General features: G+C 61.4%; 14 protein-coding genes. 4 read left to right on the top strand and 10 right to left on the bottom strand.

The window, feature by feature from the left end:
• Nucleotides 1-71: 71 nt before the first annotated feature.
• Genes lpdA through CAF63_RS11445 form a run of 4 tightly spaced genes read right to left on the bottom strand, consistent with a single transcriptional unit; the run spans nucleotide 72 to nucleotide 5,026 of the window.
• Nucleotides 72-1,445, bottom strand: coding sequence for a dihydrolipoyl dehydrogenase (lpdA, locus tag CAF63_RS11460; RefSeq protein WP_085687541.1), 1,374 nt, complete (start codon nucleotides 1,443-1,445; stop codon nucleotides 72-74).
• A 4-nt stretch (nucleotides 1,446-1,449) separates the two neighbouring features.
• The gene (locus CAF63_RS11455; RefSeq protein WP_085687543.1) at nucleotides 1,450-2,730 is read right to left on the bottom strand and encodes a dihydrolipoamide acetyltransferase family protein; all 1,281 of its coding nucleotides are present in this window, start codon (nucleotides 2,728-2,730) and stop codon (nucleotides 1,450-1,452) included.
• Complete coding sequence (locus tag CAF63_RS11450; protein WP_085687545.1) at nucleotides 2,731-3,789, bottom strand: alpha-ketoacid dehydrogenase subunit beta; 1,059 nt, start codon at nucleotides 3,787-3,789, stop codon at nucleotides 2,731-2,733. It abuts the gene before it with no gap.
• Between the two features lies 1 nt (nucleotide 3,790).
• Nucleotides 3,791-5,026, bottom strand: a complete 1,236-nt coding sequence (locus tag CAF63_RS11445; protein WP_007952906.1) for a 3-methyl-2-oxobutanoate dehydrogenase (2-methylpropanoyl-transferring) subunit alpha — start codon at nucleotides 5,024-5,026, stop codon at nucleotides 3,791-3,793.
• Nucleotides 5,027-5,211: 185 nt separating this feature from the next.
• Here CAF63_RS11445 and bkdR point away from each other — a divergent pair, with 185 nt between their 5' ends.
• Nucleotides 5,212-5,700 carry a Bkd operon transcriptional regulator BkdR gene (gene bkdR / locus CAF63_RS11435; RefSeq protein ID WP_085687547.1) on the top strand — a complete coding sequence of 163 codons (489 nt, stop codon included), beginning with the start codon at nucleotides 5,212-5,214 and terminating at the stop codon, nucleotides 5,698-5,700.
• Nucleotides 5,701-5,771: 71 nt separating this feature from the next.
• Here bkdR and CAF63_RS11430 read toward each other — a convergent pair whose 3' ends face one another.
• Nucleotides 5,772-6,635, bottom strand: coding sequence for an MBL fold metallo-hydrolase (locus CAF63_RS11430; RefSeq protein ID WP_085687549.1), 864 nt, complete (start codon nucleotides 6,633-6,635; stop codon nucleotides 5,772-5,774).
• A 104-nt stretch (nucleotides 6,636-6,739) separates the two neighbouring features.
• On the opposite strand from CAF63_RS11430, the gene CAF63_RS11425 reads away from it, so the two are divergent.
• Genes CAF63_RS11425 through CAF63_RS11415 form a run of 3 tightly spaced genes read left to right on the top strand, consistent with a single transcriptional unit; the run spans nucleotide 6,740 to nucleotide 9,171 of the window.
• Nucleotides 6,740-7,078 carry a helix-turn-helix transcriptional regulator gene (locus CAF63_RS11425; protein ID WP_007952897.1) on the top strand — a complete coding sequence of 113 codons (339 nt, stop codon included), beginning with the start codon at nucleotides 6,740-6,742 and terminating at the stop codon, nucleotides 7,076-7,078.
• Between the two features lie 38 nt (nucleotides 7,079-7,116).
• Nucleotides 7,117-8,361: an FAD/NAD(P)-binding oxidoreductase gene (locus CAF63_RS11420; protein WP_085687551.1), complete on the top strand. Its 1,245-nt coding sequence runs from the start codon at nucleotides 7,117-7,119 to the stop codon at nucleotides 8,359-8,361.
• A gap of 9 nt (nucleotides 8,362-8,370) precedes the next feature.
• Nucleotides 8,371-9,171 (top strand): sulfite exporter TauE/SafE family protein, encoded by an 801-nt coding sequence (locus CAF63_RS11415; protein ID WP_085687553.1) that lies wholly within the window; start codon nucleotides 8,371-8,373, stop codon nucleotides 9,169-9,171.
• 64 nt (nucleotides 9,172-9,235) lie between these two features.
• Here the strand turns inward: CAF63_RS11415 and CAF63_RS11410 are convergent, their stop codons facing one another.
• The 5 genes from CAF63_RS11410 to CAF63_RS11390 form a co-directional block, all read right to left on the bottom strand.
• On the bottom strand, nucleotides 9,236-10,516 hold the full coding sequence (locus CAF63_RS11410) for a TRAP transporter large permease (protein ID WP_085687555.1): 1,281 nt from the start codon (nucleotides 10,514-10,516) through the stop codon (nucleotides 9,236-9,238).
• Nucleotides 10,516-11,043, bottom strand: a complete 528-nt coding sequence (locus CAF63_RS11405) for a TRAP transporter small permease (protein ID WP_085687557.1) — start codon at nucleotides 11,041-11,043, stop codon at nucleotides 10,516-10,518. Before CAF63_RS11405 ends, CAF63_RS11410 begins: the two co-directional genes overlap by 1 nt.
• A 79-nt stretch (nucleotides 11,044-11,122) precedes the next feature.
• Complete coding sequence (locus tag CAF63_RS11400; RefSeq protein ID WP_085687559.1) at nucleotides 11,123-12,094, bottom strand: TRAP transporter substrate-binding protein; 972 nt, start codon at nucleotides 12,092-12,094, stop codon at nucleotides 11,123-11,125.
• A 59-nt stretch (nucleotides 12,095-12,153) separates the two neighbouring features.
• Entirely contained in the window at nucleotides 12,154-13,047 is an 894-nt protein-coding gene (locus CAF63_RS11395; protein ID WP_085687561.1) for an SMP-30/gluconolactonase/LRE family protein, read from the bottom strand.
• Nucleotides 13,048-13,088: 41 nt separating this feature from the next.
• A complete protein-coding gene (locus CAF63_RS11390) occupies nucleotides 13,089-13,913 on the bottom strand; it encodes an NAD(P)-dependent oxidoreductase (protein ID WP_085687563.1) in 825 nt (274 codons plus the stop codon).
• Nucleotides 13,914-13,938 lie beyond the last annotated feature (25 nt).

Raw genomic sequence — 13,938 nt, 5'->3', positions numbered from 1 at the left:
CCAACAGCCGAACGCGGAGCGTCCGTGGAGGCATTCCCACGCGGAGCGTGGGAACGATCTGCGACCGAGCGTTACAGGTGCAACGCATGCCCAAGCGCACGCAACGCCGCTTCCTGCACCGCTTCACCCAGGGTCGGGTGCGCATGGATGGTGCCGCCGATGTCTTCCAGTCGCGCACCCATTTCCAGGCTTTGCGCGAACGCAGTCGACAGTTCGGATACCCCGACACCGACCGCCTGCCAGCCGACAATCACATGATTGTCCCGACGAGCGACCACCCGCACGAAGCCGGTTTTCGATTCCAGCGTCATCGCCCGACCATTGGCCGCGAACGGGAAGTTCGACACGATGCAGTCCAGTCCCGCCGCCTTGGCTTCGTCCGGCGTCTTGCCGACCACTACCAGTTCCGGGTCGGTGAAGCACACGGCAGCGATGGCGGTCGGGTTGAATTCGCGGGTCTTGCCGCTGATCAGTTCGGCAACCATCTCGCCCTGTGCCATGGCGCGGTGAGCCAGCATCGGCTCGCCGCTCAGGTCGCCGATGGCGTAGACGTTGCGCATGCTGGTCTGGCAGCGGCTGTCGATCTTGATCGCCGAGCCGTTCATGTCCAGGTTCAGCGCTTCAAGGTTCCAGCCCTGGGTGTTGGGTTTGCGACCAACGGCCACCAGCACCTGATCGGTTTCCAGGTTCAGGGTGTCGCCGTTCGGATCGCGCACCTGCAACGTCCCGTCGAAACCCAGCACGCTGTGCTTGAGGTACAGCTTCACGCCCAGTTGCTTCAGCGCGTCGTGCACCGGTTGGGTCAGTTCTGCGTCGTAGGCTGGCAGGATGCGATCCTGCGCCTCGACCACGCTGACCTCGGCACCGAGCTTGCGGTAGGCAATGCCCAGCTCCAGACCGATGTAACCACCGCCGACCACGATCAGGCGTTTCGGTACCGACTTCGGTGCCAGTGCTTCGGTCGACGAAATGATCGGCCCGCCAATCGGCAGGATCGGCAGGTTGACGCTTGTCGAACCGGTGGCCAGCACCAGATGCTCGCACTGGATGCGGGTATCGCCGACTTCAACGGTCTTGCCGTCGATGACCTTGGCCCAGCCGTTGAAGACCTGAACCTTGTTTTTCTTCAGCAGGGCGGCGACGCCAGTGGTCAGGCGATCGACGATGCCGTCCTTCCACTCGACGCTTTTGCTGATGTCGAGGGTCGGCGCCGAAACGCTGATGCCCAGTGCCGAATGCTGATTGTGGTGTTGAGTCTGATGAAACTGTTCGGCCACATGAATCAGCGCTTTCGACGGAATACAGCCGATGTTCAGGCAGGTGCCGCCCAGCGATTCGCCCTCGACCAGAATGGTCGAAATGCCCAGTTGCCCGGCGCGAATGGCCGTCACGTAACCGCCGGGGCCGCCGCCGATGATCAGCAGCGTGGTGTTCAGAGTTTGCATGCCATCACTCCACAAACAGGGTCGCGGGTTGTTCGAGCAGACCACGAATGGCCTGGATGAAGAGCGCCGCGTCCATGCCGTCGACCACGCGGTGATCGAAGGAGCTGGAGAGGTTCATCATCTTGCGGATCACCACCTGACCTTTGACGACCATTGGGCGTTCGACGATTTTGTTGACGCCGACGATCGCCACTTCCGGCAGATTCAGCACCGGAGTGCTGACGATGCCGCCAAGGGCGCCGAGACTGGTCAGGGTGATGGTCGAGCCGGACAGTTCATCGCGGCTGGCCTTGCCATTGCGGGCGGCGGTGGCTAGGCGGGAGATTTCCGCCGCGCTGTCCCACAGGCTGCGCGCCTCGGCATGACGCACCACCGGCACCATCAGGCCGACATCGCTTTGGGTGGCGACGCCGACATGCACCGCGCCGAGGCGGGTGATGACCTGGGCTTCGTCGTCGTAACGGGCGTTCATCTGCGGGAAGTCGCGCAGAGCGACGACCAACGCGCGCACCAGGAATGGCAGCAAGGTCAGCTTGCCACGACTGGCACCGTGTTTTTCGTTCAGGTGGGCACGCAGTTCTTCAATCGCAGTGACGTCGATTTCCTCGACATAACTGAAATGAGCGGCACGCTGAGTGGCGTCCTGCATGCGCTGGGCAATCTTGCGGCGCATACCGATCACTTGAATCTGTTCTTCATCGTTACGCTGGGTGTACGCGGCAGCGACCGGCGCCGAAGCGTTCGACTGACCCTGTGCCAGATAGGCCTCAAGGTCTTCGTGCAATACGCGACCGGCCGGGCCGGAGCCGCGCACCAGACGCAATTGAATGCCCAGATCCAGCGCATGTTTGCGCACGGCCGGCGAGGCCAGCGGGCGCTCATCGGCTTCGCGGGCAACCATCGGGCCCTGGCAAACGGCAGCCGCCGGACGCGGTGCGGTCACAGCAGGTTTGCTTTCAACGACCGCTTCAACTTTGGGTGCGGCAGGTGCCTCTTTCGCCGCAACAGGCGCCGGTTTGTCCGACTCCTTCAGATTGCCGGCGCCTTCAACCTCGATGCTGATCAGGATACTGCCGACCGCCATCACTTCACCCGGCTGACCGCCCAACGCAATCACCTTGCCGTGTACCGGCGAGGGAATATCGACCATCGCCTTGTCGGTCATCACATCCGCCAGCACCTGATCTTCAACGACCAGGTCGCCGACCTTGACGTGCCACTGCGACAGTTCTACTTCTGCGATGCCTTCGCCGATGTCCGGCATCTTGATAACGTGCGTGCCCATTCAGACCTCCATGACCCGTTTCAGCGCCGCGCCCACTCGGGACGGCCCAGGGAAATACGCCCACTCCTGCGCGTGCGGGTAGGGGGTGTCCCAACCGGTGACGCGTTCGATCGGCGCTTCCAGGTAGTGGAAGCAATGCTCTTGCACCAGCGACACCAGTTCGGCGCCGAAACCGCAGGTGCGGGTGGCTTCGTGAACCACGACGCAACGGCCGGTTTTCTTCACGGATTTGACGATGGTTTCCAGGTCCAGCGGCCACAGGCTGCGCAGGTCGATGACCTCCGCATCAACGCCGCTTTCTTCGGCGGCGACTTGCGACACGTAAACAGTGGTGCCGTAGGTCAGCACGGTCACGTCCTTGCCCGGACGAGTGATGGCGGCAACGTCCAGCGGCACGGTGTAGTAACCGTCCGGTACTTGCGCGGCCGGGTGTTTCGACCACGGGGTTACCGGGCGGTCGTGGTGGCCGTCGAACGGGCCGTTGTACAGGCGTTTCGGCTCGAGGAAGATCACCGGGTCATCGTTTTCGATGGAGGCGATCAGCAGGCCTTTGGCGTCATACGGGTTGGACGGCATGACGGTGCGCAGGCCGCAGACCTGAGTGAACATCGCCTCGATGCTCTGGCTGTGGGTCTGGCCGCCGTAGATGCCGCCGCCGCAAGGCATGCGCAGGGTCATCGGCGCGGTGAACTCGCCGGCCGAGCGATAACGCAGACGGGCGGCTTCGGAAATGATCTGGTCGGACGCCGGGTACACGTAGTCGGCGAACTGAATTTCGGCGACTGGACGCAAGCCATAAGCACCCATGCCCACGGCGACGCCGACGATGCCGCTTTCGGAGATCGGCGCGTCGAACACCCGCGAGGTGCCGTACTTGGTCTGCAGGCCTTCGGTGCAGCGGAACACGCCGCCGAAGTAGCCGACGTCCTGGCCGAACACCACGACGTTGTCGTCACGCTCAAGCATCACATCCATGGCCGAGCGCAGGGCCTGGATCATGGTCATGGTGGTCGTGGTCATGGCGGTTTCCAACTGAATATTGTTGTTGTGATCGTTCATGTCAGATCCCCAACTGCTGACGCTGGCGCTTCAAGTGCTCCGGCATCTCTTTGTAGACGTCTTCGAACATGGTCGCGGCGCTCGGAATCTGGCCGCCGGCGAGGGTGCCGTACTGTTCGGCCTGTTTCTGCGCCGCGATCACTTCGGCTTCGAGCTCGGCGCTGACGGCGGCGTGCTCTTCTTCCGACCAGTGGCCGACCTTGATCAGGTGCTGTTTCAGGCGGGCAATCGGGTCGCCCAGCGGGAAGTGGCTCCAGTCGTCGGCAGGACGGTATTTGGACGGATCGTCGGAGGTCGAGTGCGGGCCGGCGCGGTAGGTGACCCATTCGATCATGGTCGGGCCAAGGTTGCGGCGAGCGCGTTCGGCAGCCCAGGCGGAGGCGGCGTAGACCGCGTAGAAATCGTTGCCGTCAACACGCAGCGAGGCGATGCCGCAACCGACGCCGCGTCCGGCGAAGGTGGTGGCTTCACCACCGGCAATGGCCTGGAAGGTCGAAATCGCCCACTGGTTGTTGACCACGTTGAGGATTACGGGCGCACGGTAGACGTGAGCGAAGGTGAGGGCGGTGTGGAAGTCCGATTCGGCGGTGGCGCCGTCGCCGATCCAGGCCGAGGCGATTTTGGTGTCGCCCTTGATCGCCGAGGCCATGCCCCAGCCCACGCCTTGAATGAATTGAGTGGCGAGGTTGCCGGAAATGGTGAAGAAACCCGCGTCCTTGACCGAATACATGATCGGCAGCTGACGGCCCTTGAGCGGATCGCGCTCGTTGGACAGCAGTTGGCAGATCAGGTCGACCAATGGCACGTCGCGAGCCATCAGGATGCTTTGCTGGCGGTAGGTCGGGAAGCACATGTCGTCGATGTTCAAGGCCAGGGCCTGGGCGCTGCCGATGGCTTCTTCGCCGAGGCTCTGCATGTAAAACGACATTTTTTTCTGACGCTGGGCGACCACCATGCGGTTGTCGTAGATCCGGGTCTTGAGCATGGCACGCATGCCTTTGCGCAGGATCTCGACCGGCACGTTTTCGGCCCATGGGCCGAGGGCGTTGCCCTGGTCGTCGAGCACGCGGATCAGGCCACGGGCCAGGTCGGCGGTGTCGGCCGGTTCTACGTCGATGGAAGGTTTGCGCACCGTGCCGGCATCGGTCAGATGCAGGTAGGAGAAATCGGTTTTGCAGCCTGGGCGGCCCGAGGGTTCAGGGACGTGCAGACGCAGCGGTTCATACGCTTGGGTCATGGCTTCTACGCTCGATCTTGTGAATTTCTTGTAGTGAGCTGGCAGTCATTCTTCGATAAAAGAAATCTTGTCCTACAACAATCATAGGCCCGGCCAAGAAGAATATTTCTCTCTGTTTCGTTGCGCTGAAGATCATTTGCAGATAGAAATTCTGCATAAACATAAAAAACAGGTGGTTTTGTCTCATGCGCAAACTGGACCGTACCGATATCGGCATTCTCAACAGCCTTCAAGAGAACGCGCGCATCACCAACGCCGACCTGGCCCGTTCGGTCAATCTGTCGCCGACGCCGTGCTTCAACCGGGTCAAGGCGATGGAGGAACTGGGGCTGATCCGCGAGCAGGTGACCCTGCTGGATGCCGACCTGCTGGGGCTGCACGTCAACGTCTTCATTCACGTCAGCCTCGAGAAGCAGGTGGAAGAGGCCCTGCAGCATTTCGAAGAGGCGATTTCCGATCGCCCGGAGGTCATGGAGTGCTACTTGATGGCCGGCGACCCGGACTATCTGATCCGGGTGCTGGTGCCGACCATTCAGGCGCTTGAACGGTTCATGATGGACTTTTTGACCAAGGTGCCGGGCGTGGCCAACATTCGGTCGAGCTTTGCGCTCAAGCAGGTGCGCTACAAGACGGCGTTGCCGTTGCCGGCGAACGGTTTGACATTGGGTGCTTGAAGATGATCGTTCCTACGCTCTGGGTGGGAATGCCGCCATGGACGCTCCGCGTCCCGCTTCCGATCAGTTGATTACAGTTTGTTGAGCGGAATCTTCAGGTATACAACGCCGTTATCTTCCGCCGCCGGAAAATCCCCCGCCCGCACATTCACCTGAATCGCCGGCAGCAATAGCGTAGGCATGCCCAAACCGGCATCTCGTCGCGTGCGCATTTCAACGAACGTGGCTTCATCGATGCCGTCATGCACATGGATATTGCTTTTGCGCTGTTCACCGACAGTAGTCTGGCACTGTGCCTGGCGACTTTCGGGTGGATAGTCGTGGCAGACGTAGAGCTTCACGCTGGCAGGGAAGGCCAGCAGCTTGTGAATCGAATTGAACAATTGATGCGCGTTGCCACCGGGAAAGTCGCAACGGGCGGTGCCGACGTCGGGCATGAACAACGTATCGCCGACCAGAATCTGCTCGCCATCGATCAAATAGGCCATGTCCGCCGGGGTGTGGCCGGGGACGTGCAGGGCGGTGGCCTTGAGATTGCCGATCCTGAATGACTCGTTCGGCGCGAACAGATGATCGAATTGCGAACCATCGACGCGAAATTCCGGTTCCAGGTTGAACAGCGCCTTGAATACGTTCTGCACTTTGCTGATCGACTCGCCAATGGCGATCTTGCCCCCCAGTTCCCGGCGCAGATAGGGCGCGGCGGACAAGTGATCGGCGTGGGCGTGGGTTTCCAGCAGCCACTGCACTTGCAGGTTATGGGCGCGTACGAAGGCGATGATCTTGTCCGCCTGAGCCGTGCAGGTGCGGCCGGCGGCGCCGTCGTAATCGAGCACCGGATCGACGATCGCGCACTGCCCGCCATCGGCTTCGTAGACCACGTAGCTGTAGGTCGAGGAGGCGGGGTCGAGAAAGGCTTCAATCAACGCGGGCATGGACATGAACCTGTGGCAGAGGACGAAAAGTCAGTCGTGGGTTGCAACACTTTATGTAAACACATAATGTCCGCAGCTTAAGTGACGTTGAAGGCATCCTGCAAATGCAATCCAGTCTGACCGAATGTGAAGTCGCCCAACTTCGGGCCTCGGCCTCCAAGGCTTGTTCGCTGCTCAAGGCACTGGCCAATGAGGATCGGCTGTTGATCCTGTGTCAGTTGACCCAAGGCGAGCGCAACGTCGGCGAGCTGGAGAAAATGACCGGCGTGCGTCAACCGACCCTGTCCCAGCAACTGGGCATCCTGCGCGATGAAGGGCTGGTCGCGACCCGTCGTGAAGGCAAGTACATTTTTTACGGTCTCGCCAGTCACGAAGTGATCCAGGTGATGAAAACCCTCTCGGGACTCTACTGCGGAGCCGTGCTCAAAAGCTGGGCGCAATAGACCCGGCTATCCTTGCGTGCAGCCATAAGGAACAAACAATGAACGATCAACACTGGGGCCCATCCATCAGTGCGGACATCGTGGTCATCGGCGGCGGCACTGCCGGTATCGGCTTTGTCGCGAGCCTGCTAAAGCGCGATCCCGGCCTGAACATCACGGTCATCGAGCCGAGCACCCTGCATTACTACCAGCCGGCGTGGACGCTGGTCGGCGGTGGCGCCTTTGATGCCAAAGACACTGCCCGACCGATGAATAAAGTGATGCCACGTCAGGCCACCTGGATTCAGGCTGCAGTGACCGGCATTGACCCCGACCAGCGCCGCCTCACCCTCAACGATCAACGTACCGTCACCTATCAGAACCTGATCGTCTGCCCCGGTCTGCGTCTGGCGTGGGAGAAGATCGAAGGCCTGCAGGAAAGTCTCGGGCAGCACGGCGTCACCTCCAACTACAGCTATCAGCACGCGCAATACACCTGGGATCAGGTGCAGAAAATGCGCGGCGGCAAAGCGCTGTTCACCCAGCCGCCGATCCCTATCAAGTGCGCCGGCGCACCGCAAAAGGCGCTGTACCTGTCCTGCGATCACTGGCTCAAGCGCAACGTGCTGAGCAACATCGATGTGGAATTCAACCTGGCCGGTGCCGCACTGTTCGGCGTCCCTACCTTCGTACCGCCGTTGATGAAGTACATCGAAAAATACAATGCGCGGCTGGCGTTCAACGCCAATCTGGTGAAGGTCGACGGCCCGGCGAAAACCGCCTGGTTCGACGTCAAGGACGCGGACGGCAACGTCACTCGTCAGGCCAAGACTTTCGATCTGCTGCACGTCGTCCCGCCACAGGTCTCGCCGGATTTCATAGCGCAAAGTCCGTTGGCGGACGCTGGCGGCTGGTGCGAGGTCAACCCGCACACCCTGCAACATCCCCGTTATCCCGAAGTGTTTGCCCTGGGCGATATTTGCGGCACCACCAATGCGAAAACAGCAGCGGCAGTGCGCAAGCAGGTCGTGGTGGTGGCGGAAAACCTGCTGGCCCTGCGCAAGGAACTGGCGCTGCCGCTGAAGTACGACGGCTACGGTTCCTGCCCGCTGACGGTGGAGAAGGGCAAGGTGATCCTCGCCGAGTTCGGCTATGGCGGAAAATTGCTCCCGACCTTTCCCCTCGACCCGACCGTGCCGCGCCGTTCCGCTTGGTGGCTGAAGGCGACGCTGCTGCCGTGGTTCTACTGGAACGGCATGCTCAAGGGCCGTGAGTGGTTGACGAGTCTGTCCAAAGTCGACTGAGAACTCCCTATGTTGCTGGCAAGTCTGTTTGGCGTGGTGATGGGATTGATCCTCGGGCTGACCGGGGCCGGTGGCGGGATTCTCGCGGTGCCGGCGCTGGTGCTTGGTCTGGGCTGGACGATGACGCAGGCGGCGCCGGTCGCGCTGTTCGCCGTGGGCAGTGCGGCGGCGGTCGGGGCCATCGATGGTTTGCGTCATGGACTGGTGCGCTACCGCGCGGCGCTGTTGATCGCCGCACTCGGGGCGGTATTTTCGCCGCTGGGCATCTACTTCGCTCATCAGCTGCCGGAAAAGGTTCTGATGATCCTGTTCAGTCTGCTGATGGTGATGGTGGCCTGGCGCATGCTGCGCCGCGAACGCCAGCAAGAGGGGCCGAGCGATCATGGTCACGCCAGTTGGGGCCAGAAGAACTGCATGCTCAATGAACAGACCGGCCGTTTCGACTGGACCGCCAAATGCACCGCAACCCTTGCGGCACTGGGGGCGGTCACCGGCGTCGTGTCGGGGCTGCTCGGCGTTGGCGGTGGGTTTCTGATCGTGCCGGCGTTCAAGCAACTGACTGATGTGCAGATGCGTGGCATCGTCGCCACGTCCTTGATGGTTATCAGCCTGATCTCCGCCATTGGTGTGATCGGCGCGTTCCATGCCGGGGTGCGGATCGATCACTTGGGCGCGGCGTTCATCGTGGCGAGCATCGTCGGCATGATTATCGGCCGCAAGCTCTGCGCACGGGTGCCCGCGCGGACGTTGCAGGTAGGATTTGCCAGTGTGTGCCTGGTGGTGGCGGGTTACATGCTGCTGCGCGCCTGAGGTGTACCCGGCAATGAAAAAGGCTCCGTTTTCGGGAGCCTTTTTTTTGCCCGTGCCGAGGTCGTTACAACACCAGATGCGGCAGCCACAGCGACAGCGCCGGAACATAAGTCACCAGCATCAACACCAGGAACAGCACCGCGTAGAAGGGCAGCAGCGCCTTCACCGTGCTTTCGATACTGACCTTGCCCACCGCCGAACCCACGAACAGCACCGCTCCCACGGGCGGCGTTATCAGACCGATACCGAGGTTGACCAGCATGATCATGCCGAACTGCACCGGGTCGACGCCGATACCGAGAATCACCGGCATCAGGATCGGTGTGAGGATCAGAATCAGCGGTGCCATGTCCATCACGGTGCCGAGCAACAGCAGCATGACGTTGATGCACATCAGGATCACGTAGCGGTTATCGGACAGGGTCAGGAACAGCGTGGTGATTTTCGCCGGGATCTGCATCAGGGTCATGATGTAGCCGAAGCTGGCGGCGAAGCCGATCAGGATCATCACGATGGAAATGGTGCGCACCGTGCGATGCATCAGTTTCGGCAGCTCACTCCATTTGTAGTCGCGGTAAATGAACATGGTGACGAAAAACGACCACAGCACGGCGATGGCCGCCGACTCGGTGGCCGTGAAGATCCCCGACAGAATCCCGCCGAGAATGATCACCATCGCCATCAGGCCCCACAACGCTTCGCCGCAAATTTTCAGGGCTTCGCGCAGCGGGATCACTTCGCCCTTGGGGTATTCGCGTTTGCGCGCAAATATCAGGCACAACACCATCAGGCACGCGCTCATCAGCAGGCCCGGCACCACGCCGGCCATGAACAGCGAAGCAATGGAAACGGTGCCGCCGGCGGCCAGCGAGTAGAGCACCGAGTTGTGACTGGGCGGGGTCAGCAGAGCCTGTACCGAACCGCTGACGGTGACCGCTGTAGAGAATTCCCGAGGGTAGCCTTTGCGCTCCATTTCCGGGATCAGCACCGAACCCACCGACGCGGTGTCGGCCACCGACGAGCCGGAAATCGCGCCGAAAAAGGTCGACGCCATGATATTGACCAGCGACAGGCCACCACGCACGAAACCCACCAGCACCCCGGCAAACGCCACCAGTCGGCGCGACATGCCACCCTCGGCCATGATCGCCCCGGCCAGGACGAAGAACGGGATCGCCAGCAGCGAAAATTTGTTCACCCCGCCAGCAACCTGGATCATCAGGGCCTGGAACGGGATGTCGATCCACCACGCACCGATCAGTGCCGACAGGCCCAAGGCGTAGGCGACCGGCATGCCGATCAGGATCAGCGCGATAAAACTGCCCAGCAGAATCAGTGCGTCCATCAGGCAGCTCCTTCGCTTTCTTCGACCAGATCGAAACGCACGACGCGCCGGTTGCTCTGATCACCGAGCAAGAGTTTCTCCAGGACGAACACCAGCGTCAGCGCGCCGCCGAGCGGTATCGGCATGTAAGTAATGCCGACCCGTAAGGTCGGCATCGCACTCATGAACTGGTTCCAGGTCGACAGACAGAGCTTGCTCCCCCAAATGGTCATGAACAGGCAGATGGTTGCCATTAGCAGCTGAGAGAGGATGCTCATGGTTTTGCGCAGATGCGGCGGCATACGGTCGGTGAGCATCGCCACCGCCATGTGTGCACCGGCGCGATAGCTGGCAGCAGCGCCGATGAAGGTAAACACCATCATCAGCAGGATCGCGGTGGGCTCCGGCCAGCTTGAACCGGTACCGAGTACGTAACGGGCAAACACGCCCCAGGGAATGATCAGGGAAATGGTCAATACCGACAGGCCGGCGACCCAGATGCAGGTCATGTACAGCATGTCGTTGAAGCGCAGCAACAGATTCTTCATCGGGTTCCACCGTAACCGGGCAGCCGCCGACATCAGGCGACGTCAGCGCTGCCGGGCCTTTGTGCAAGGACAGGGAGGGTTACTGAACGGCTTCGATGCGTTTGAGCAGGTCGGCGTAAGGTGCGCCGTATTTCTCGCGGATCGAGGCGGTGGCCTCGTAGAAGGGCTGTTTGTCGACGGTGATGAACTCGACACCGGCGGCCTTGAGTTTTTCTTCACTGCTGGCGGATTTGGCGTCCCACAGCGTGCGCTCCTGGGCCTGCGCAGCCTTGGCGGCTTTCTTCACCAGCGTCTGCTGATCCGGGGTGAGTTTTTCCCAGGTGATTTTCGACATCACGATGGGCTCGGGCAGGATCAGATGCCCGGTCAGGCTGTAGAACTTGGCGTTCTGGTAATGGTTGTGTTCGAGCAGGGTCGGCGGATTGTTTTCGGCACCGTCGATGACCCCGGTCTGCAGGGCGCTGAAGATTTCACCGGTGTCCATGGCGATCCCGTTGCCGCCCATGGCATTGATGGTTTCGATGAACATCGGATTGCCCTGCACGCGGATTTTCATGCCCTTGAGGTCTGCCAGGCTGCGCACCGGTTTCTTGGTGTAGATGTTGCGCGTGCCGCCGTCCATCCACGCCAGGGCGACGAGGTTGAATTCGGATTGAGTGATCTTGTCGAGGATCTCGTCACCGATTTCACCGTCGATGATCTTGCGCATGTGCGCCTGGTCACGGAACACGAACGGCATGTTGAACACGTTCACGTCCGGCACCACCGGGCCGACGATGCCGAGGCTGACCCGGGCCATCTGGATCGCGCCGACCTGGGCCTGTTCGACCACTTCCTTTTCCGAGCCGAGCACGCCGCCAGGGAACATCTTGAAGGTCAGCTTGCCGTCACTTTCGGCGACCAGGGTCTTGCCCAATTGTTCTTCGGCGACCACGGTCGGATAACCGGCGGGGTGGATGTCGGCGAATTTGATTTCCAGTGCCTGGGCCGCGCTGCCGAAGGTGAGCGCGAGGGGGAGGGCGGCGGCGAGCAACGTGCGTTTGAAGTCCATGAGGGGTTCTCCAGTCTTGTTGTTTTTGTGTTCAAGGCACAGCGATGCAGCGGGGGCGGTTACAGCAGGTCATCGAAGATTGGCTCCGGCAAGCCTTTGACGCCGGGGTTGAGGGCGAACACCCCGCCGGCCAGGGAGTGCGGATCCTGGTCGTCGCCGGGGCGGATCGAGGTCACGAACAAGGTATCCATCCGGCTGCCGCCAAAGGCGCACATGGTGGGTTTTTTCACCGGCACCTGCAGCGAGCGGTCGAGGCGACCTTCGGGGGTGAACCGGTGGATCAGGCCGACGTCGTTGGCGCAGATCCAGTAGCAGCCATCGGCATCCACGGCAGCGCCGTCGGGCCGGCCGTAAAAATGGTTCATGTCCACGAACACCCTGCGGTTGGAGGGTGTGCCTGTCTCGGTGTCGTAATCGAAAGCCCAGATCAGTTGCACGCTCGGGTGCGAGTCCGACAGGTACATTGTTTTGCCGTCCGGGCTGAAGCCCAGGCCATTGGGCACGATGAAGCCATCAAGCTGCGCCTCTATCACGCCTGTTTGCCCGGCACCGTAACGGTAGAGCCGGCCCTCGGGCAGATTCAGGCCCATGTTCAGCACCATGCTGCCGGCCCAGAACCGGCCCTGACGGTCGCAGCGGCCGTCGTTCAGGCGCATGTCCTGGCGGCTGTGCTCGACCGGAGCGAGCAGGTCGCTGTCGAGGCTGCCATCGCCGTGCGGCTGCAAGTGAAAGAACCCGCTCTCCATGCCGGCCACCCAGCCGCCCCTGCTGTGTCGCGCGATGCAGGCGAGCATTTCGGGAGCCTTCCAGGCGTGGACGTGGCCCGTGTCGGCGCTCCAGCGTTGCAGTCCACCGTTGGGGATATCGACCCAGTAGAGTGCATTTTCCTGCGGCACCCACACCGGGCTTTCACCCACCGCGTTGCGGGCGTCGACGATCATTTCGGCTTGCATACTCATTCCCTTGGTTTTATTGGAGACGTCAATCGCGCCGGTCAGTCGCCAAACGGGCCGGCCGCAACGAAGGCTCCGCCCTGATAGATCCGCGCCGGGTCATCGTTGGCGGGCATCGGCTGCGCCTCGACTTTTTCGCGAAACACTTCGGACGTGTCTTTGGCCGCGAAACCGAGGTGACTGGCGAAGCGGTTGTCCCACCACACGTCCTTGTTGTCGGACATGCCATAGACCACGGTGTGGCCGACGTTGGGGGTGTACAGCGAACATTCGAGCAATTGGGTGAGGTCATCGAAGCTCAGCCAGGTGTGCATCATTCGGCGGTTCTGCGGTTCGGGAAACGACGAGCCGATGCGGATGCTGACGGTTTCGATGCCATAGCGATCGAAGTAGAAACTGGCCATGTCTTCGCCGTAGGACTTGGACAGACCGTAGTAGCCGTCGGGGCGGCGAGCAGAGCTGGCGTCGAGGCGCTCATCCTGTTTGTAAAAGCCGATGACATGGTTGGAGCTGGCGAAGATCACCCGTTTGACGCCGTGGCGACGTGCCGCTTCATAGAGGTGGAACACGCCACAGATATTGGCACCGAGGATTTCTTCGAAGGGGCGCTCCACTGAAACGCCACCGAAATGCAGGATCGCATCCACGCCTTCGACCAGTTGATGCACGGCGGTTTTGTCGGCGAGGTCGCAGAGCACGATTTCTTCCCGATCATCGATGGCCGGGGCGAGGGCGGCGATGTCCGACAGGCGCAGCACGTTGGCATACGGGCGCAGGCGTTCACGCAAGACTTTGCCCAGGCCACCGGCGGCGCCGGTCAGCAGCAGGCGATTGAACGGAGTTGGGGCGGTGGAGGTGGGCGTCATGGCAATCCCTTACGCGTTGTTATTA

It is taken from the genome of Pseudomonas sp. B20(2017) (assembly GCF_002113125.1).
In the GTDB taxonomy this organism is placed as follows: Bacteria; Pseudomonadota; Gammaproteobacteria; order Pseudomonadales; family Pseudomonadaceae; genus Aquipseudomonas.
Note: the sequence above shows the minus strand (reverse complement) of the source record. Positions and strands in the feature narration are given on the sequence as shown.